At 65.8% G+C, this 17055-nt stretch carries 17 protein-coding genes and 2 pseudogenes; 9 read left to right on the top strand and 10 right to left on the bottom strand.

Features of this window, described 5'->3' with window-relative positions; all coding sequences use genetic code 11:
* The 3 genes and pseudogenes from Q0627_RS22145 to Q0627_RS22135 form a co-directional block, all read right to left on the bottom strand.
* A pseudogene (locus Q0627_RS22145) lies at positions 1-478 on the bottom strand (dihydrodipicolinate reductase); the annotation flags it as partial.
* Positions 479-505: 27 nt separating this feature from the next.
* A complete protein-coding gene (locus Q0627_RS22140) occupies positions 506-1561 on the bottom strand; it encodes a Rieske 2Fe-2S domain-containing protein (protein WP_291013465.1) in 1056 nt (351 codons plus the stop codon).
* A gap of 79 nt (positions 1562-1640) precedes the next feature.
* Positions 1641-3143, bottom strand: coding sequence for an aldehyde dehydrogenase (locus tag Q0627_RS22135; RefSeq protein WP_291013468.1), 1503 nt, complete (start codon positions 3141-3143; stop codon positions 1641-1643).
* A gap of 100 nt (positions 3144-3243) precedes the next feature.
* Here Q0627_RS22135 and Q0627_RS22130 point away from each other — a divergent pair, with 100 nt between their 5' ends.
* The 3 genes from Q0627_RS22130 to Q0627_RS22120 all read left to right on the top strand — a co-directional run bounded on the left by Q0627_RS22130 (position 3244) and on the right by Q0627_RS22120 (position 6395).
* Positions 3244-4905, top strand: coding sequence for an ABC-F family ATP-binding cassette domain-containing protein (locus Q0627_RS22130; RefSeq protein ID WP_291013471.1), 1662 nt, complete (start codon positions 3244-3246; stop codon positions 4903-4905).
* A gap of 87 nt (positions 4906-4992) precedes the next feature.
* Positions 4993-5547 (top strand): type IV toxin-antitoxin system AbiEi family antitoxin domain-containing protein, encoded by a 555-nt coding sequence (locus tag Q0627_RS22125; protein ID WP_291013474.1) that lies wholly within the window; start codon positions 4993-4995, stop codon positions 5545-5547.
* Between the two features lie 65 nt (positions 5548-5612).
* Positions 5613-6395 (top strand): nucleotidyl transferase AbiEii/AbiGii toxin family protein, encoded by a 783-nt coding sequence (locus Q0627_RS22120; protein WP_291013477.1) that lies wholly within the window; start codon positions 5613-5615, stop codon positions 6393-6395.
* An 88-nt stretch (positions 6396-6483) separates the two neighbouring features.
* Here the strand turns inward: Q0627_RS22120 and Q0627_RS22115 are convergent, their stop codons facing one another.
* A complete protein-coding gene (locus tag Q0627_RS22115; RefSeq protein ID WP_298812953.1) occupies positions 6484-9558 on the bottom strand; it encodes a tetratricopeptide repeat protein in 3075 nt (1024 codons plus the stop codon).
* 21 nt (positions 9559-9579) lie between these two features.
* On the bottom strand, positions 9580-9927 hold the full coding sequence (locus tag Q0627_RS22110; protein WP_298812950.1) for a trypco2 family protein: 348 nt from the start codon (positions 9925-9927) through the stop codon (positions 9580-9582).
* A 346-nt stretch (positions 9928-10273) separates the two neighbouring features.
* Between Q0627_RS22110 and Q0627_RS22105 the strand changes: the two genes are divergently transcribed.
* Genes Q0627_RS22105 through Q0627_RS22095 form a run of 3 tightly spaced genes read left to right on the top strand, consistent with a single transcriptional unit; the run spans position 10274 to position 11082 of the window.
* A complete protein-coding gene (locus tag Q0627_RS22105; protein WP_298812947.1) occupies positions 10274-10621 on the top strand; it encodes a helix-turn-helix domain-containing protein in 348 nt (115 codons plus the stop codon).
* A gap of 9 nt (positions 10622-10630) precedes the next feature.
* Positions 10631-10903 carry a hypothetical protein gene (locus Q0627_RS22100; protein ID WP_298812944.1) on the top strand — a complete coding sequence of 91 codons (273 nt, stop codon included), beginning with the start codon at positions 10631-10633 and terminating at the stop codon, positions 10901-10903.
* Positions 10900-11082, top strand: a complete 183-nt coding sequence (locus Q0627_RS22095; RefSeq protein WP_298812941.1) for a hypothetical protein — start codon at positions 10900-10902, stop codon at positions 11080-11082. Before Q0627_RS22100 ends, Q0627_RS22095 begins: the two co-directional genes overlap by 4 nt.
* A gap of 71 nt (positions 11083-11153) precedes the next feature.
* Here the strand turns inward: Q0627_RS22095 and Q0627_RS22090 are convergent, their stop codons facing one another.
* A complete protein-coding gene (locus Q0627_RS22090) occupies positions 11154-11873 on the bottom strand; it encodes an LON peptidase substrate-binding domain-containing protein (RefSeq protein WP_324388248.1) in 720 nt (239 codons plus the stop codon).
* Between the two features lie 10 nt (positions 11874-11883).
* Positions 11884-12192, bottom strand: coding sequence for an antibiotic biosynthesis monooxygenase (locus Q0627_RS22085; protein WP_291013489.1), 309 nt, complete (start codon positions 12190-12192; stop codon positions 11884-11886).
* Between the two features lie 173 nt (positions 12193-12365).
* Here Q0627_RS22085 and Q0627_RS22080 point away from each other — a divergent pair, with 173 nt between their 5' ends.
* Positions 12366-13193, top strand: coding sequence for an alpha/beta hydrolase (locus Q0627_RS22080; RefSeq protein WP_291013528.1), 828 nt, complete (start codon positions 12366-12368; stop codon positions 13191-13193).
* 70 nt (positions 13194-13263) lie between these two features.
* On the opposite strand, the gene Q0627_RS22075 is transcribed toward Q0627_RS22080, so the two are convergent.
* Both Q0627_RS22075 and Q0627_RS22070 read right to left on the bottom strand, forming a co-directional pair.
* Positions 13264-14367 carry a hypothetical protein gene (locus Q0627_RS22075; RefSeq protein ID WP_298812938.1) on the bottom strand — a complete coding sequence of 368 codons (1104 nt, stop codon included), beginning with the start codon at positions 14365-14367 and terminating at the stop codon, positions 13264-13266.
* A gap of 149 nt (positions 14368-14516) precedes the next feature.
* Positions 14517-15419, bottom strand: coding sequence for an A/G-specific adenine glycosylase (locus Q0627_RS22070; protein WP_291013494.1), 903 nt, complete (start codon positions 15417-15419; stop codon positions 14517-14519).
* Here Q0627_RS22070 and Q0627_RS22065 point away from each other — a divergent pair.
* Both Q0627_RS22065 and Q0627_RS22060 read left to right on the top strand, forming a co-directional pair.
* The gene (locus Q0627_RS22065; RefSeq protein ID WP_291013496.1) at positions 15418-16056 is read left to right on the top strand and encodes a carbonic anhydrase; all 639 of its coding nucleotides are present in this window, start codon (positions 15418-15420) and stop codon (positions 16054-16056) included. The genes Q0627_RS22070 and Q0627_RS22065 overlap by 2 nt on opposite strands.
* A gap of 72 nt (positions 16057-16128) precedes the next feature.
* A complete protein-coding gene (locus tag Q0627_RS22060) occupies positions 16129-16893 on the top strand; it encodes a hypothetical protein (RefSeq protein WP_291013499.1) in 765 nt (254 codons plus the stop codon).
* 4 nt (positions 16894-16897) lie between these two features.
* Here the strand turns inward: Q0627_RS22060 and Q0627_RS22055 are convergent.
* A pseudogene (locus tag Q0627_RS22055) lies at positions 16898-17055 on the bottom strand (DNA integrity scanning protein DisA); the annotation flags it as partial.

Below are 17055 nucleotides of genomic sequence, written 5' to 3'. Positions count from 1 at the left end.
CAGCGACATCGGCGGTGTGCACGATGCCGAGGATCTGATTGAGGCCGGGATTCATGCCCGATCCGTAGAACGTGGAGCCGCCGCGTTCGCAGGCCTCGGCGATCAGCTCGGACACCTTGCGGCCCGACGGATGCGGATGGTTTGTGTCGCGGTGGTATCCGGTGATCCAGTCGGCGGTGGTGACGATGTTGATCCCGGCTTCCAGAACCTTCACGTACAGGTCTTCGTCGGGGAAGACGCCGTGGAAGGTGAGCACATCGGGTGCGACGGCGATGATCTCCTCGACGGTGCCGGTCGCGGTGACCCCGACCGGGTCGATGCCGACGATCTCGCCGGCGTCACGGCCGATCTTCTCGGGCGAATAGCAGTGCAGGCCGACGAGTTCGAGATCGGGGTGGCGCTGGATGCGGCCGATGGTCTCGGTGCCCAGATTGCCTGTGGCGACCTGGAATACGCGGATCTTGTCCGGGTTTGCCATGGGAGTCCTCTCGGGATGGTTGTGGGGTTACGCACTGCCCAGTGCTGCTGCGGCGCGGAGCCGGTCGAGTTCGGACCGCGGCACGGTCACGAGTTCCTCGGATTCCGGATAGAACTGGGTGGCCCATTGGCGCAGCGCGCGGAATCCGGCGAACTCCTTGCGGGACAGGGCCGGTGGGTCGGAGTACCGCTGGTGGGACCAGATGTGGATATCGGCCTCGAACTGCTCGATCACGAAGCCCGCCATGACTTCTCCGTACTTGGTGATGCCCGGCGTGTCTTCCTCACCCGGCTTGCGTCCGATCCACACGGTGAATCGGACGTCGGAGGTGGTCTCGTCGACGGGGGTGACGGCCGGCATCGTGCGATTGTCGATCATCCCCCAGCTGCGGGTCACCGACACACCGAGCCCGGCGTTGATGGATTCGACTCCGCTGGTGGCTGATTCGAGTGTGGCACCTTCCTCGAAGGCGATGGTGAAGTCGACGTACGACACGGGGCCACCGAAATCGTGGCGGGTGAACTCGGGCATGAACGGCGTCTTGTGCACGAACTTGAAGTGCGCGAAGTCGACGCCGTTCTCCATCACGTACTGCGGATGCAGCTCCAGACCGGGACGGTAGAGGGTCGCGGCGGGAATCGGCGGATAGTAGTCGTCGGCGGTCTTACCATCGGAAAAATCAGCGAATATGTCGGGCACATCGAAATACGGTTCCCGGCGCTCAACGTCGTACCAGATCCACACGGCCGCATTGCGTTCGACGGTCGGATAGCTGCGGATCCGGCGGCCCTTGTTGGGGTGCTTCTCGTACGGCACACACACATTGCGGCCGTCGGCATTCCATTCCCAGCCGTGGAACGGGCAGACCAGATTCTCGCCCTCGACGTGCCCGCCGTATCCGAGGTGCGCACCGAGGTGCTCGCAATAGGCGTCGAACACCGACACCCGGCCCGATGCGGACCGCCAGGCCACCATCTCCCGGCCGAAGTACTTCATCTTGTGGACCGCACCGACGGTGATCTCCGGCGACCAGGCGACCTGGAACCAGCCGGTCGGTTCCATCGACAGTGGTGGCGGTGCCATGCGCCGAATCCTTCCGATGCGTGAGCGGGTGATACGAAGCGACCGCCGACTCTCGGAGGGTCGGCGGTCGATCGGGGGTTCAGGAATCCTGCGGCACCTGATAGCCGGCAGGCAGCATCGTCGACTTGTGCTCGATGAACGCTTCGAGACCCTCGGGTCCGCATTCGCGGCCGATGCCGGAGTTCTTGTAGCCGCCGAACGGGGAGCCCGGGTCGATGGCGTAGAAGTTGACGCCGAAGGTGCCGGTGCGGATCTTCTCGGAGATCGCGATGCCACGTTCGACGTCGGCGGTCCACACCGAACCGGCCAGGCCGTAGTCGGAGTCGTTGGCGATGGCGATGGCCTCGTCGACGTCGTCGTAGGCGATGACCGAGATGACGGGTCCGAAGATCTCCTCCCGCGCGATCACCATGTCGTTGGTGACGCCGGTGAAGATTGTCGGCTTGAGGAAGAAGCCGTCGTCGAGACCTTCCGGACGACCGCCGTCGAGAACCGCGGTGGCGCCTGCCGCCTTGCCGGCCTCGATGTAGCCCTCGATGCGTTGCCGCTGGCGTTCGCTGATCACCGGGCCGAGCTGGGCGGCCGGATCGTCGGGAATGCCGACGGTCATCGTCTGGGCGGCGGCCACCATCGCATCGACGATCTCGTCGTGGCGGCTGCGCGGCACCAGGACGCGGGTCTGCGCGACGCACGCCTGGCCGGTGTTGAACAGGCCGAAAAATGTGAGCATGTAGCCGTTGGCGGCGATGTCGACGTCGTCGAGGACGATCGCGGCCGACTTGCCGCCCAGTTCCAGCGAGCACCGTTTGAGGTTCTGCGCACAGGCGGCACCGATCGCCTTACCGGCCGCGGTGGAGCCGGTGAAGGTGATCTTGTCGACGCCGGGATGGTCGACGAGGGCCTTGCCGGTGTCGGCGCCGCCCGGCACCACCGAGATCACGCCTTCGGGTACGCCTGCCTCGGCCATCAGTTCGGCGAGGTAGTTTGCGACCAGCGGGGTTTCGGGGGCGGGCTTGAGCACGATGGAGCAGCCGGCGGCCAGCGCGGCTCCGAACTTGTTGCACACCAGGAACAGTGGGACGTTCCAGGCGGTGATCGCGCCGACCACGCCGGCCGGTTCGCGGGTGATGCGGGTGGTGCCGAACAGGCCCTGGCGGTATTCGACCCACGCGTAGTCGCGGGCGGACTGGGCGTAGGCACGCAGCACGCCGGTGCCCGGAAGCTGCTGCAGCGTGGCGACGGCCGCTGGTGGCGCACCCATCTCGGCCGACACCAGGGCGGTGATCTCGGCGCTGCGCTCCTCGATCAGCGCGGCGGCGCGGTCGAGGACGTCGGCGCGTTCGGCGGGTGAGACACTGCTCCAGATGCCGGAGTCGAAGCTCGCGCGGGCGGCCTTGACCGCGGCGTCGACGTCGGTGGCGTCGGCCTCGGGGGTGGAGCCGACGCGGACTCCGGTGGCGGGGGAGAAGACTTCGAGGGTGGCGGTGGAGTGGGGTTCGACCCACCGGCCGCCGATGTAGAGCTGGTTCTGGTCGCCGCCGCCGGTGATGGCTGTTGCTGCGGACTCGACGGTGTCAGTCATTGAAGTGCGCTCCCTGATGTGTTGTGACCCACTACACAGGTCATACTAGAACACGTTCTACTTTGTGGGTAGACGCCGGTCCGGTGCGACGATGGTGCCCATGACCGCAACCCTCGTCGCCAAGGTCCTTGCCGGTGGTTACGCCCACCGCGTCCTGTTCGACAATCTCGACCTGACCGTCGCGCCCGGTGACGTGATCGGAGTCGTCGGTGCGAACGGCGCGGGGAAGACGACGCTGCTGCGGATCCTCGCGGGTGATCTCGCGCCGCTGGAGGGGACGGTGTCGCGGACCCCGCCCGACGCGTTCGTCGGCTGGTTGCCGCAGGAGCATGAGCGTGTCGCGGGGGAGACGGTCGCGCAGTACGTGGCCCGGCGCACCGGCTGTGCGACCGCGACCCTACGGATGGACACGGCTGCCGAGGCATTGTCGGACCCGGCCCCGTCCGGCGGCGAGGATCCCAACGACATCTACGCCGCAGCCCTCGACCACTGGCTCGCCACCGGCGCCGCCGACCTCGACGAACGGCTGCCGGCGGTGCTCGCCGAACTGGGTCTCGATTCTGACGGCATCGACCCTGGATCGGCGCTGATGACCTCGCTCTCGGGTGGGCAGGCCGCCCGCGTCGGGCTGGCCGCGCTGCTGTGTTCGCGCTTCGACGTCGTGTTGCTCGACGAACCCACCAACGACCTCGACCTCGACGGCCTGGCCCGGCTCGAAGACGTGGTGCGCGGCCTGCGCGGCGGTGTGGTACTGGTCAGTCACGACCGGGAGTTCCTGTCCCGCAGCGTGACCCGCGTCCTCGAACTCGACCTCGCCCAGCACACCAACACCGTCTACGGCGGCGGCTACGACAGCTATCTCGACGAACGCGATGTGGCGCGGCGGCACAAACGCGAGGCGTACGAGGAATTCGCCGAACAGAAAGCGGATCTGGTCGCCCGGGCCCGAAAACAACGCGAATGGTCGAGCCAGGGCGTGCGCAACGCGATGCGTAAATCCCCCGACAACGACAAGATCCGCCGCCGCGCAGCCACCGAATCGAGCGAGAAGCAGGCACAGAAGGTGCGGCAGATGGAAAGCCGCATCGCCCGCCTGGACGAGGTGGAGGAACCGCGTAAGGAATGGGTCCTCGAATTCTCGATCGGTACCGCTCCGCGATCGAGCTCGGTGGTCGCCACCCTCAACAATGCCGTTGTGCGGCAAGGAGATTTCACCTTCGGCCCGGTGTCGCTGCAGGTGAACGCGGGCGAACGGATCGGCATCACCGGCCCCAACGGTGCCGGAAAGACCACGCTACTGCGAGTCCTGTTGTGTCACAACGCACCCGACGAGGGAACGGCCACCCTCGGAACCAATGTCGCCATCGGCGAAATCGACCAGGCGCGTGGCCAATTCAACGGACCCGAGAAATTGACCGACCGTTTCGAACACCTGATGCCCGACATGTCGATCGCCGACATCCGCACCCTGCTGGCCAAGTTCGGCCTGCGCGCCGACCACGTCGGCCGCCCCTCCGCCGAACTGTCCCCGGGTGAGCGCACCCGCGCAGGCATGGCCCTGCTTCAGGCCCGCGGCGTCAACGTCCTGGTTCTCGACGAACCCACCAACCACCTCGACCTGCCCGCCATCGAACAACTCGAGTCGGCCCTGGACTCCTACGACGGCACAGTCCTTCTGGTCACCCACGACCGCCGCATGCTCGACAACGTACGAACCGACCGCCACTGGCACGTCGAGAACGGCCACGTCACCGAGCGGTAGGACTTGGTAAGGGCGACTCTTCTCGAAACGGATCGTCGTCAGGTATCATTATCTGTATGCGTCTCGTTTCACGAGAGAGGGGTGAGTATGACGACGGTGACGCCGAGCACGGCCGACCGCGACGGACTGTCGCGCAGCGGCCTCTATCGTGCTACCCGGGCCGGCCGCTACGAACGGATCGCACGCGGTGTGTACGCATCCGCCGACTCCGCGACGGACTGGGAATGGCTCGAAGCTGCGACACGAAGGCCGGACGCAACGATCTGCCTGATCTCGGCGTTGGCGCACCACGACCTGACCGACGCGATCCCGGCAGCCCTTGATATCGCGATTCCGCGCGGTGCACGCATCCCCGCCACCGAATCGGCTATCACCTGGCATACCTTTGACCAGTCAACTTTCGACCTCGGTCGTGGTGAAGTCACGATCGGTGACACTGATCTGACGATCGGCCTGTACTCGCCCGAGCGGTCCATAGCGGACGCGTTCCGGCTACGAGGTGATATCGGGTACGAGATCGGCCGAGACGCGCTCAAAGAGTGGCTACGGCGGGGCGGCAAACCCGCCAGGCTGATGGAGCTCGCGACCCGGCTACCCCGGGCCAAAGGGCCGATCCTGCGAGCACTGGAGATACTGACATGAGTTCAGGGGACGCCGCGTTCCGGAGTATTCAGGCGACGGCGCGCTCGACCGCAGCGAAGACCGGGGTGGCCGCGCCGACTCAGGAGTACCTGATTCGTCATGTACTCGAGTCGTTCCTCGAGCGGCTCACCCGTACGAGTCATGCCGATGACTACGTGCTCAAGGGCGGAATTCTACTTGCCGCGTACGGCGTGCGCCGTCCTACCAAAGACGCTGATGCGAACGCGATCAGTGCCGACGTCACCGCTGCACACGTTGCCGAAGTTGTCCGTGACGTCGCAGATGCGGCGGTTGATGACGGCGTCGTCTTCGACATTGACACGATCACCGTGCAAGAGATTCGCGAACGGGCGGAGTATCCCGGCCTGCGAGTGCGGGTGAAGGCGAACATAGGTTCGTGGCAGGGAGTCGCCCTGTGGGACGTCTCCACCGGAGACCCGATTGTGCCCGCGCCCCGGCGGGTACGTATCGATCGAATCCTTGGTGACCCAATTGAACTTCTCGGCTACGCGCCGGAGACCACGATCGCGGAAAAGGGCGTGACCATCCTCGAACGCGGCATCACCAGCACTCGGTGGCGCGACTACGTCGACATCGTCCAGCTCGCCCGGACGGGCGTCGATGCCGACGAACTGCTTCGCTCGGCTCGGGCCGTAGCCCGCTATCGCGGCGTGACGCTTGAGCCGGTCGGCACGCACCTGGCGGGCTATGCGGCAATCGGCCAGGCCAAATGGGCCGCTTGGCGGCGAAAAGAGCGACTCGAGGCGGTGTGCGAAGCGAACCTCGATGACCAGGCCACTCTCGTCGCGTCTTACCTCGATCCCGTGTTTGCCCTCGGACCTGGGTAGCCCGCGAGAGCCGTGACCGGTCACGGCTAGAGTCAAATGTCGACGGTGATGCCTTGTAGGCGAGACCACTGAGGTGGACGCCGCGCTGTCAGCCGAGAAGGCGGTCCGCGTCGTTGTCTCTCCCGGCGGCGCGATATGCGGCCACAAGGTTGTCGCGAGTAATCGCGGTGTCAGGGTGGTCAGACCGGAGCACACGTTCGCAACCGGAGACAGTCTCCTCGTAGAGAGTGATGGCCTCGGCCAGACGGCCCACTTGAAAGTACATGCCTGCGAGGTTGTTGCGGGTGGTCAGGGTGTTGGGGTGGTCGGGTCCGAGGACTCGTTCGCGGTCGGTGAGGGTGTCCTGGTGCAGGGTGATGGCCTCGGGCAGACGCCCCGCCGCCCCATAGGCCTCAGCGAGGTTGTTGCGGGAAGTCAGAGTGTCGGGGTGGTCGGGTCCGAGGACTCGTTCGCGGTCGGCGAGTATGTCCTCGTACAGGGTGATGGCCTCAGCGAGGTGCCCAACCGCCCGGTAGGCGCCTGCGAGGTTGTTGCGGGTGGTCAGGGTGTCGGGGTGGTCGGGTCCGAGGACTCGTTCGCGGTCGGTGAGGGTGTCCTGGTACATGATGATTGCCTCGGCGAGGCGCCCAGCCGACTCGTAGGCACCGGCGAGGTAACTGCGGGTGGCCAAGACTTCTGGGTGGTCAGCTCCGAGACCATGTACGCGATTGGTGAGAGTGTCCTCGTGCAGAGCGATAGCCTCGGTGAGATCACCACCCGCTCGTTTGGCGACGGCGAGGTTGTTGCGGGTGGTCAGGGTGATGGGGTGGTCGGGTCCGAGAATACGATCACTGTCGGCGAGAGCGACCTCGAATTGCGCGATGGCTTCGGTAAGGCGTCCGGCTTCTGAGTAGGCGTCGGCGAGGTTGTTGCGGGTGGCCAAGGTGATGAGGTTGTCAGGGCCGAAAATGTGCTCACTGTCGGCGAGAATGCCTTCGTACCTGGTGATGGCTTCGGTCAGGCGTCCGGCTTCCGAGTAGGCGACGGCGAGATTGTTGCGGGAGTTCAGAGTATCGGGGTGGTCAGCCCCAAGAACATGCTCACGATCGGTGAGCGTGTCTTCATACAAGGCGATGGCCTCGGTAAGGCGTCCGGCCGACATATAGGCCCCGGCTAGTTCATTGCGGTAGGTCAGAGTATCGGGATTGCCGGCTCCGAGGACACGCTCGCTGTCGGTCACCAACCTGGTTCCGGCGCGGATTGCGGTGGCGAGGTCCGCGCATTTACGGCGGTTGTTTACAACCCACATTCTCAGCGGGAATAGAATTTTGGATAGGTCTGTCGGCTGGTCGGACATCTGTACACGGTTCGAAAGGGCTTCGACGTGCGGGGTCAGATGCGCGCCGAAAGCTCTCTGACTCCACGTGTCCGCGGAATCGGGGAAGACATGCCACAGTGCTGCACTGGCGTCGGCAATGGCGTCGGTCAGCTGGGCTGGGGTGCCGCGTTCGCGGATGACGCGGGCGGTGAGGCGATGCATGACCAGGGTGTTGTCGTCGGTGTAGGTCAGCAGGGACAGTCCGCAAAGGTCGTCGATGGCGTCCTCGACATCAAGTTCGTCGATGTCTTCGCTGGTTGTGGCGAGGGCCAGCAGGATGCGTTGATCGACGCCGTCGGGGGCGAGTACTGCGACGACGCCGGCGATGTGTTGGCTGAGCGGTTCGACGGTGTCGACGGCCAGGCTCAGGGCTTCGACTGCGCAACCTGGATAGTCCTGCCCTGGGGTTCTCTTGAGGGCAGATCTGAGCGGGTAGTTGGTCAGAATTGTCGAATACTTGTCGTAGGTGTAACGCCGACGGGCGATAGTGGCGGCGGCAGCAGCAAGGGCGAGAGCGAGATCGCCGAGGTCCTCGGCCAGCATGTCGGCGCCGACCGGGTCTGCCAGGGCGGTCACCGTGTCGAGGTAGGCGATCGATTGATCGCGGTCGTAGACACCCAATTCGACGTGGTTGCCGTTGTCGCTGTAGTGGGCGAATCCTTTGTCGGTGGTGGTGATGAGGGTTCGTGTCGAACCCGACGGAAGGTAGCCGCGCAGGGTGTCGGGGTCGGTCGCGTTGTCGAACACCAGAAGATTTCGGCCCGAACCGCTCGAAAGATGGTTGCGTAGCCGTTCGGCGGATCCCTGCGGGTTGCCGTCGGGGTCTGCCACGCCGAGAGCGTCGGCGACCACCGCCAGGTCGGTGAGGATAGTGTCGGCAGACTCTGCGTTGATCCATCCGACGAGGTCCCAGCCCCGGCTACGGCAGTCACGCGCGACCGCTGCGGCGACCTGTGTCTTACCGACACCACGCATCCCTGACAGCGCATACACCACCGATACGCCCGCAGTAGCGTTGAGTTGCTCGATCAGTGAAATGACCTGTGGCCGTTCGATATACCCGCGAGGGTATAGCGGGATCGGCCCCACCGACAACCCCTGCCTCGGTGGTGTGCCGGCGACAACCCACGTGTCGGGTAAGCCGATGCCGAGGATCTCGCAGAATCTGGCCTTCGAATCTGGTTGCAGCAGATCGATCGCATGAACCGGTGTCATCGTGAGGTTGCCGGTGCCGGCTTGGAGGATATGCCCACGGATCACACCCAGCACGTGTCCGGAATCGGGATGGAGCACCGCTGTGCCCGAGAAGCCTGCCCAACCGGTCTTGACGGTGTCACCGGTCAAAGGTGGTGCGTCAGTTGGGGGTTGCGTGATTCGGTAGGTCCCTGACCAGTCTTGGTGACCGTCGAAGGCGTGCTGTCTTTCCGCAAGCGGGATATGGCCGTCGGTATCGGCCACATGCTGTCCCTTCCAGTGCGGAAAGCCGTAGGCGACCGCCGGGACACGGGCATCGGAGTCGTCGCTCAGCCGAGCGAATCCCAGAGTGGCGACAGGCTCAAGGTCGGCGGCATCAAGGATCGCGAGATCGACATCGTCGTTGTCACTGCGCCACACGACAATAGCCGCCGACAGATTGCCGTCGACACGCACCTGAATATCGTCGCCGGGTGCGCAATGGCCGGCGGTCAGGATGTAGGTGTCCCCGATGTGGATACCCGAGCCGCGCCTTACCTCACCCACATGGGTGTACTCGATGTACGTCGCCCGCGCCGACGGTCGGGTGGTGTCGCCAGGATCTCCGGTCATACTCGCGGCCACCGCCCCCGATCAGTGATATTCGGTTGCGTCATCGTCGGTTACAGGTCCGTCGATGAGGATTTCGGTTGCCTCACCGGTCCGGGCGTCGACACGGACCGGGTTCAGTGACAGCTTGATCGTCTGCGTGGCCGAATTCGTAGCCGACCCTTTCGCTGACGCGTTCACCAACCACCACTTGATGCCGGCTTCGGCCTCGCCGGTCACCGAGAAATCGATGTTCAGCGTCACCTCGATCTCCGAGGGTTTGAACTGCAACAGATACGCGCTGCCGTCCTCATCGAAGTAAGGAGTGCGACCGTTCCACATCGACCGCGCCAACTCATCACGTAATGAGTCGATCGCCTCTGACAATGCCACCCGACCCTGCAGCCGTTGAGGGTCTGTCTGATGAGCCATCGCCACCGCATTTTCTCCCGCCCGCGCGGGTCGAATTCGTCAAGTCCTGTGAATCCGGAAAAGAACATCTCTCGCAGGATAGCGTCAGCCGTGGTCGCGTCGGCACTATTCGCCGGCCAGCGCCACACACCCGGCCAGTGCGCACCCGGGATCGTGCAACTGCCAACACGGCGGGGTTGAGATCGAATGTTGTGCGCATGCCGTCGCCAGCGCACTCTTGCGGATCGCCAACTTGATTGCGATTGCTGACTGAGTACCAATAGATTAGTAGTATCTGCCATTGTTCCTAATCTATTGGGAGGTATGGATGGGTAGACAGCAGCCGAGTCTGCATCCGGCCGCTCGGGAGGCGCTGCGTATTCTCGGTGCGCAGGTGCGCGCCGCCCGCGTCGAGAAGCGGTGGACCGGCGACGATCTCGCTGAGGCTGCCGGAGTGTCGCGCTACACCATCACGCAGATCGAGAACGGTGCGCCGGCGGTGGGGATAGGTAACGTGCTCAGCGTGGCCGCCATCGCCGGGGTGCCGTTGTTCGGGGCAGCCGATCGTGCGGAGCTCGCCGCGATGCGAGCGCGCGCCGAAGATCGTGTCGCTCTGCTGCCGTCGCGGGTGGACAAGCCGAGACGTCGAATGAGTGACGATGACCTCGACTTCTGAGGCGTTCGTGTGGGTGTGGCTCCCGGGCAGCGCCGAGTCCCGCGCACGGATACGGCGAGCCTCGACGAATTGGGCAGGGCCGCACAGATCGTCGACGAAGGTGGCGAGTTGCCCGTGGCGCTCGCCTCGGCGCTCGTACACGGCACATCGATGGGTGGCGCGCGCCCCAAAGCGCTCATTGCGGACGGCGGCACCGAACTGCTCGCGAAGTTCAGTACGTCCGACGACATCCTGCCTGTGGTCAAAACGGTCAACGGGACAGTAACCTGGCGACCCTGGTGAGGTATTGCGGCGAGTACGGGCTGTCACGCCGGAGCGGCCACGACGTCGCCAAGGCGGTTGTCGTCGCGATACACGACAACGGGGACTCGGCCGCCTACGTCGCGCAACTCACCCGAGCGGAGCGTGCGGTGCTGCTGGGGCGTCAGTTCCTCAACCCGGGCAGTGTCCGGGGATTGTGATTGCCTCCGCTGAGAACTTTGCTGCCGGTTCTGGAATCCGGAACCGGCAGCAAGGTGTGTGGCGCCAACGGCTACTTCGAGAACGCCACCGCCGCGGCCAGGCCGTCGATGGCGTCGTCGAGGATGCGGAGTTGGGTGTCGGCGTCGTCGGCTTCGAGCACCGACTGCCTGTCCGACGATCCGATCGGCAGGCGCGCGGCCCAGCCGGCCACTCCCAGCTCGACGGCGAGGTCGGCGTCGAGGGACGTCAGATCGATCACCAGGCGCTCGACCGGGTTGAGCTCGATGGCCGCGACGCCACGGTCGTCGGCGAAGTCCTCCAGCAGCGTCACCACCCGGGCGCACAGCAACCCGAATGCGGCCCGATGCTCGACCGTCACCGGGGGAGTGGGCAGTGGTTGCACCGTCGCCCGCGGGTACGGTGCCTCGGGCAACCATTCGACGACGCGGAAACGGTTGCCGCCCACACAGCTCAGCGCCGCCTGACCGTCGGGGCGGCGGGACATCTGGGCGATGTCGGCGTAGGTGCCGATGTCGTAGCGGGCGTCGCCGCCGCCGACCTCGTGCCCCTGGGAGATCAGCACCACTCCGAAACCCGGTGGCCGCAACACCGGCTCGGGTGCCCGCGGATCCTCCTCGCGGCGATCGAGCAACGTCCGGTACTCATCGAGGGTGTCGGTGAGCAGCATCCGATAGCGCGGCTCAAAGATCCTCAGCGGCAACGACTCCCCGGGCAGCAACGCGCGGCCCAGCGGGAACATCGGGATGGTCGCGGGCTCCCACCGGTCCACGCAGACCTCCCTACGAGGTGGGCTTCTGGTCGATCACGACCTCGAACTCGAGCAGATCGGCACCGGAGGCGACAGGATTGCGCTGCTCACCCGCGTGGGCCGCCCGGGCCGGACCCGACGCCCAGTTCCGGAAGTCCTCCTCGGTCTCCCAATTGGTGACCACGAAGTAGCGGTCCTCGCCCTTGACCGGGCGCAAGAGCTGGAAACCGAGGAAACCGGGAGAGCCGTCGACCGAGTGTGCGCGGGCATGGAACCGCTTCTCCAGTTCGGGGCCGGCGCCCTCGGGAATCCTGATCGCGTTGATCTTCACCACTGCCATGCCGAACACCCTACTGCCGCGAACCGGCTCCGGATAGGTCCGGCGGGCCCGTGCGCCCGGTGGAGCGCGGGGCAGGGTGGCGCGGGCGGTGTGGTGCGGGCGCAACCGGACGACCGTCCAATATTCTGGTGACCGTGACCACAGTCCCGAAAAGCATCGCGCCGGAAAAGCACATTGCGGACATCGGGTTGCTCGATCACGGCGGCGACGACGGACCGCTCGGCCCGATCGTCCTGCTGCACGGGCTGATGGGACGAGGGCGCACCTGGCGCAGGCAGATTCCTTGGCTGCGGCGATACGGGCGCGTGTTCACCTTCGACGCCGCCTTCCACACCGGTGCCGACCCCGACGACCCGGACGGCCCCGACGACCCGGCCGAACTGTCCACCGAACGATTCGTCGCCGATGTCGCCGAGATCCTCACCTGGATCGACCGCGGGCCCGCCGTGCTCATCGGCCATTCAATGGGCGGGCTGCACGCCTGGTGCACGGCCGCGGCCTACCCGGAGATGGTGAGCGCGCTCGTCGTCGAGGACATGGCCCCCGACTTCCGTGGTCAGACCACGCGATCATGGACGCCCTGGTTCAACAGCTGGCCCGATCGCTTCGAATCGCTCGACGCCGCCGTCGCCATGTTCGGTCCGGTCGCCGGCCGCTACTTCTACGAAGCGTTCGATGACGGTGCGCTGCACGGTTCTCTCGACGTCTGGGCCGACATCGCCGAGGAATGGGGCGGACGCCACTTCTGGGACCAGTGGGCCGCGGTCACCGTACCCACACTGGTCATCGAGGCCGGGTACAGCGTCACCCCGCCCGGGCAGATGCGCCGCATGTGCTGGACCAATCCGCGCGCCCGCTACCTGAAGGTGCCCGGCGCCGGACACCTCGTCCACGACGACGCTCCCGAGTTCTATCGCGGCGCGATCGAGGCGTTTCTGTCCATGAACAAGCCGCGACCGGGCAGACACAGCGATATGGCGGACGGCCCGGCCGGGCGGTGACTCCCGGCAAGAAGAATCCCGGTGCCTGTGGGAGGCACCGGGATTCTCGGTAGGGGACGGGCGCGAGCCGTCAGTAGGCGGGAGCGGCACCCGGGGCGGGAGCGATATGTCCGCCGGTCATGCGGCGGTAGCAGTGCACCAGGAACAGCTGGGCGACGGGGAACGCGGCGATCATGCCGACGCCACAGGCCAGTGCGCCGACGAAGGTGATCACCCACACCATCAGGAGGGCGATGAGAGCGTCGCCGAGGTTGTTCTTGACCAGCTCGAACGAGGCCTTGATGGCGTCGACGGGGGCCAGGTTCTTGTCGATGGCGAAGATGATCGCGAACTGGCAGAAGAACGCGACCACCAGGCTGCCGATGATCACGATGCTGCCGATGAGGCTGGCCACCATCACCAGCAACGCGGTGAGGATCACAGGACCGATGTTGCGCGGTACGAACACATCGGCCACGGTCACGTTGACGCCGTCGGCGATCTTGAGAACGCCCGATATCAGGGCCGCCTGGATGTAGAAGACCACGACCATGATGACCGCGTACATCAGGAACATCCCGATCAGGCCGGCACCGCCGCCGTCACTGTTGGCCGACCCGAGAATGAGGGCGACCATCGCCGCGTAGACCACGACCATGCCGACGATGAGCGTGATTCCCGGCAGGATCAGCACACCGAGCTTGGCGGTGAACTGTGACCATGCCCAGCTGAAGGCGGTGCCCACGTCGACCTTCTGCGGAACGCCCGCGCCACCCGATGCGCCGAAGCCACCCGCGCCGTACTGGGGTGCGCCGTAGGCGCCCTGCCCGGCCGGCTGGCCGTACTGGCCACCTGCCGGCTGGCTGTGCTGACCGCCCGCGGGCTGGCCGTACTGGCCGGGATTGGGTTGGCCGTACTGGCCGCCGCCGGGTTGGCCGTACTGGCCGCCGCCGGGTTGGCCGTATTGACCGGGATTGGGTTGGCCGTATTGGCCGCCGCCGGGTTGGCCGTATTGACCGGGATTGGGCTGGCCGTACTGGCCACCGCCCGGCTGGCCGTATTGACCGGGACTGGGCTGGCTGCCGGGCTGACCGTACGAACCGGGTTGGCCGTACTGCCCCGGATTGCCGCCCTTGTAGGGATCGTTGCCTTCGGGCGAAGAACCCGACGGCGGAGGAGTTGGGGGGTAAGTCATAGCTGGCGACAGTATCAATATCTGTGAGTCCGCGGGTACCCCCCGGGGAATCATTTCATTCGATCGTCTCTGAATCGGAGTTCAAACGACGACGATCCGTGTCGAACCTGCTATGGGGTGAACCCACGTGCGGCACCGGATAATTCACGCTACCGAATATCGGCTTCACCGGCGAGGCAGAACAATCCGGCCTTGGTGATCTCCACGAGACCGTCCGACAACAATGAATCCAGCGCCCGATCACGTTGCGCGGTATCGGTGGTCCACACCACATCAAGGCTGCCACGCGGCACCGGATCGTTCGAATCGCGTAATACATCGAGCAACAATCCCCGCACCTGACGATCGGTGCCCGCGAATTTCTGGGTCCTGCGAGGTGGTCCGGAATGAGCCGGCCGGCCGCGCCGCACCCACCGGCAGTCCGTCAGCGGACACTCGTCGCAGCGCGGACTGCGGGCCGTGCACACCAGTGCGCCCAACTCCATCAGTGCGGCCGAAAACATCGGCGCATCAACCGAATACGAACCGTCCGCGGCTCTCGGCAACAACACCTCGGCATCGTCGAGATCACGCTTGGCGGGGTTACCCGGCTCCGCCCGTCCGTGCGCCGCCCGCGCGATCACCCGACGCACATTCGTATCGACGACCGGCACCGCCCGCCCGTACGCGAAACACGCCACCGCCCGTGCCGTGTAGTCACCGATACCGGGCAGCGAGAGCAACGTGTCGACATCGTCGGGAACCACATCGCCGAATTCGGCCGCCAGCACCTGCGCACAGGTGTGCAACCGCAATGCCCGGCGCGGATAACCCAACTTGCCCCACGCCCTGAGCACATCGCCGGGCGAGGCCGCGGCCATCGCCGACGGAGTAGGCCAGCGCTGCACCCACTCCGTCCACGGGCCGAGCACCCGCGCCACCGGGGTCTGCTGCAACATGATCTCGCTGACGAGAATCTCCCAGCCGCTGCGGCCCGGCTCCCGCCACGGAAGATCGCGCCGGTGCACATCAAACCAGCCCAGCACAGCGGCCGGTGGCACACTAGAGGACATGACTCAGGGATTGTCGCCGCGGGCCGCCTGGCGGGTTCTGCGCGAAGGTAACGAACGGTTCGTGTCCGGAGAATCGATACATCCCAGTCAGGGTATCGAGGACCGTGAACGACTCGTCGGCGGCCAGCACCCCCACGTCGTGCTGTTCGGCTGCGGTGACTCCCGCCTTGCTGCCGAGATCATCTTCGACCAGGGCCTCGGTGATATGTTCGTCGTCCGCACCGCCGGACACGTCATCGACTCCGCCGTCCTCGGTTCCCTCGAATACGGTCCCGTGGAACTCGACGTACCGCTGATTGTGATCCTCGGCCACGACAACTGCGGCGCCATCTCCGCCACCCTCAGCGCGCTCGATGACCTCCAACTCCCCACTGGATACATCCGCGACGTCGTCGAGAAGGTCGCCCCCAGCATCCTCGCAGGCCGCGGCGAAGGACTGACCCGCGTCGACGAATTCGAAGCCCGCCACGTCGTTGAAACCGGACGCATCCTCATGCAGCGCAGCCGCATCATCTCCGACCGCGTCAACTCCGGCAAACTCGCCATCGTCGGCCTCACCTACAACCTCGACCAAGGCAAGATCCACGTCCGCGGCGTGTTCGGCGACATCGGCGAAGTCACCATCGAACCCATGTAGGGGATCGATTCACCCTCGACACGCCGCGTCACGTCAGCGCGGCGGCCGGGGGTGGCCGATAGCGTTTACGGGGTGATCGAACCGCACGGGCCCCTGCCTCCCGAAGTGTATTGGCGACGCCGCATCCTCGCCGGTGTCATCGCGCTCGGCGTGGTGGCAGTGATCATCGGACTCATCGTGTGGACCACCACCGGCGACGAGTCCAAATCGAATGGTGCCAAGGGCTCGACGTCCGCATCGGCGTCCGCGTCCAAGCCACCGGCCAGGACCACCGAACCTGCTGACGAAAGCATCGACGAACGCGTCACCGGTGGCGGGACCGGCGGCGGAGGCGGAGCGGCCGCCGGCGAAACGGTGCGATCCCGCGAATCGGGCACCGCGAGACCATCGGGCAGCACCACCAGCGCACCCGGACCGGTACCGGCGTCCGGACTGTGCCCCGACGAGAACATCTCCGTCGTGCTCTACACCGACAAACCCACCTACACCGTCGGCAGCCAGCCCGTGTTCACCATCGTGGTCACCAACGCGGGCCTCAGCGAATGCACCCGCGACGTGGGCAAATCAGCCCAGGACGTCGTAGTGCGCACCCTCGACGGCACCCGCACCCTCTGGACCGCTCGCGACTGCTCGCCCGTCAAGACCCCCGACAACCGGGTGCTCAAACCCGCCCAGCAGGTCCGCGACACCATCACCTGGTCCGGCACCACCAGCAACCCGGGCTGCAACAAGCCCCGCGTCCCGGTGCCCGCGGGCCAGTATCAGGCCATCGGCAAGATCGGCCAGAAGGAATCCTCACCCATCACCTTCAACATGGTGAACCCCGCCAGTAACTGATGGGCTACTCGTAGCGTTCGATGCTGGATTCGGCCAGGCGGGACAGGCCCTCGCGGATGTGGCGGGCCCAGATGCTGCCGCAGCCCCCCACCGCCCGTCGAACGGCCGCCGCCACGGGCCGCAGGGGCCGGCGTGGACCGGAAACGCGCAACCCGCGGGGCG

This window comes from uncultured Gordonia sp., assembly GCF_937858515.1.
GTDB lineage: Bacteria > Actinomycetota > Actinomycetes > Mycobacteriales > Mycobacteriaceae > Gordonia.
This window is presented reverse-complemented; position numbering and strand designations above follow the sequence as displayed.

Excerpts from the sequence above, each read along its gene's own strand:
- Q0627_RS22140 (WP_291013465.1), bottom strand. The coding sequence starts at position 1,561 with ATGGCACCGCCACCACTGTCGATGGAACCGACCGGCTGGTTCCAGGTC.
- Q0627_RS22135 (WP_291013468.1), bottom strand. The coding sequence starts at position 3,143 with ATGACTGACACCGTCGAGTCCGCAGCAACAGCCATCACCGGCGGCGGC.
- Q0627_RS22130 (WP_291013471.1), top strand. The coding sequence starts at position 3,244 with ATGACCGCAACCCTCGTCGCCAAGGTCCTTGCCGGTGGTTACGCCCAC.
- Q0627_RS22125 (WP_291013474.1), top strand. The coding sequence starts at position 4,993 with ATGACGACGGTGACGCCGAGCACGGCCGACCGCGACGGACTGTCGCGC.
- Q0627_RS22115 (WP_298812953.1), bottom strand. The coding sequence starts at position 9,558 with ATGACCGGAGATCCTGGCGACACCACCCGACCGTCGGCGCGGGCGACG.
- Q0627_RS22105 (WP_298812947.1), top strand. The coding sequence starts at position 10,274 with ATGGGTAGACAGCAGCCGAGTCTGCATCCGGCCGCTCGGGAGGCGCTG.
- Q0627_RS22085 (WP_291013489.1), bottom strand. The coding sequence starts at position 12,192 with ATGGCAGTGGTGAAGATCAACGCGATCAGGATTCCCGAGGGCGCCGGC.
- Q0627_RS22075 (WP_298812938.1), bottom strand. The coding sequence starts at position 14,367 with ATGACTTACCCCCCAACTCCTCCGCCGTCGGGTTCTTCGCCCGAAGGC.
- Q0627_RS22065 (WP_291013496.1), top strand. The coding sequence starts at position 15,418 with ATGACTCAGGGATTGTCGCCGCGGGCCGCCTGGCGGGTTCTGCGCGAA.
- Q0627_RS22070 (WP_291013494.1), bottom strand. The coding sequence starts at position 15,419 with ATGTCCTCTAGTGTGCCACCGGCCGCTGTGCTGGGCTGGTTTGATGTG.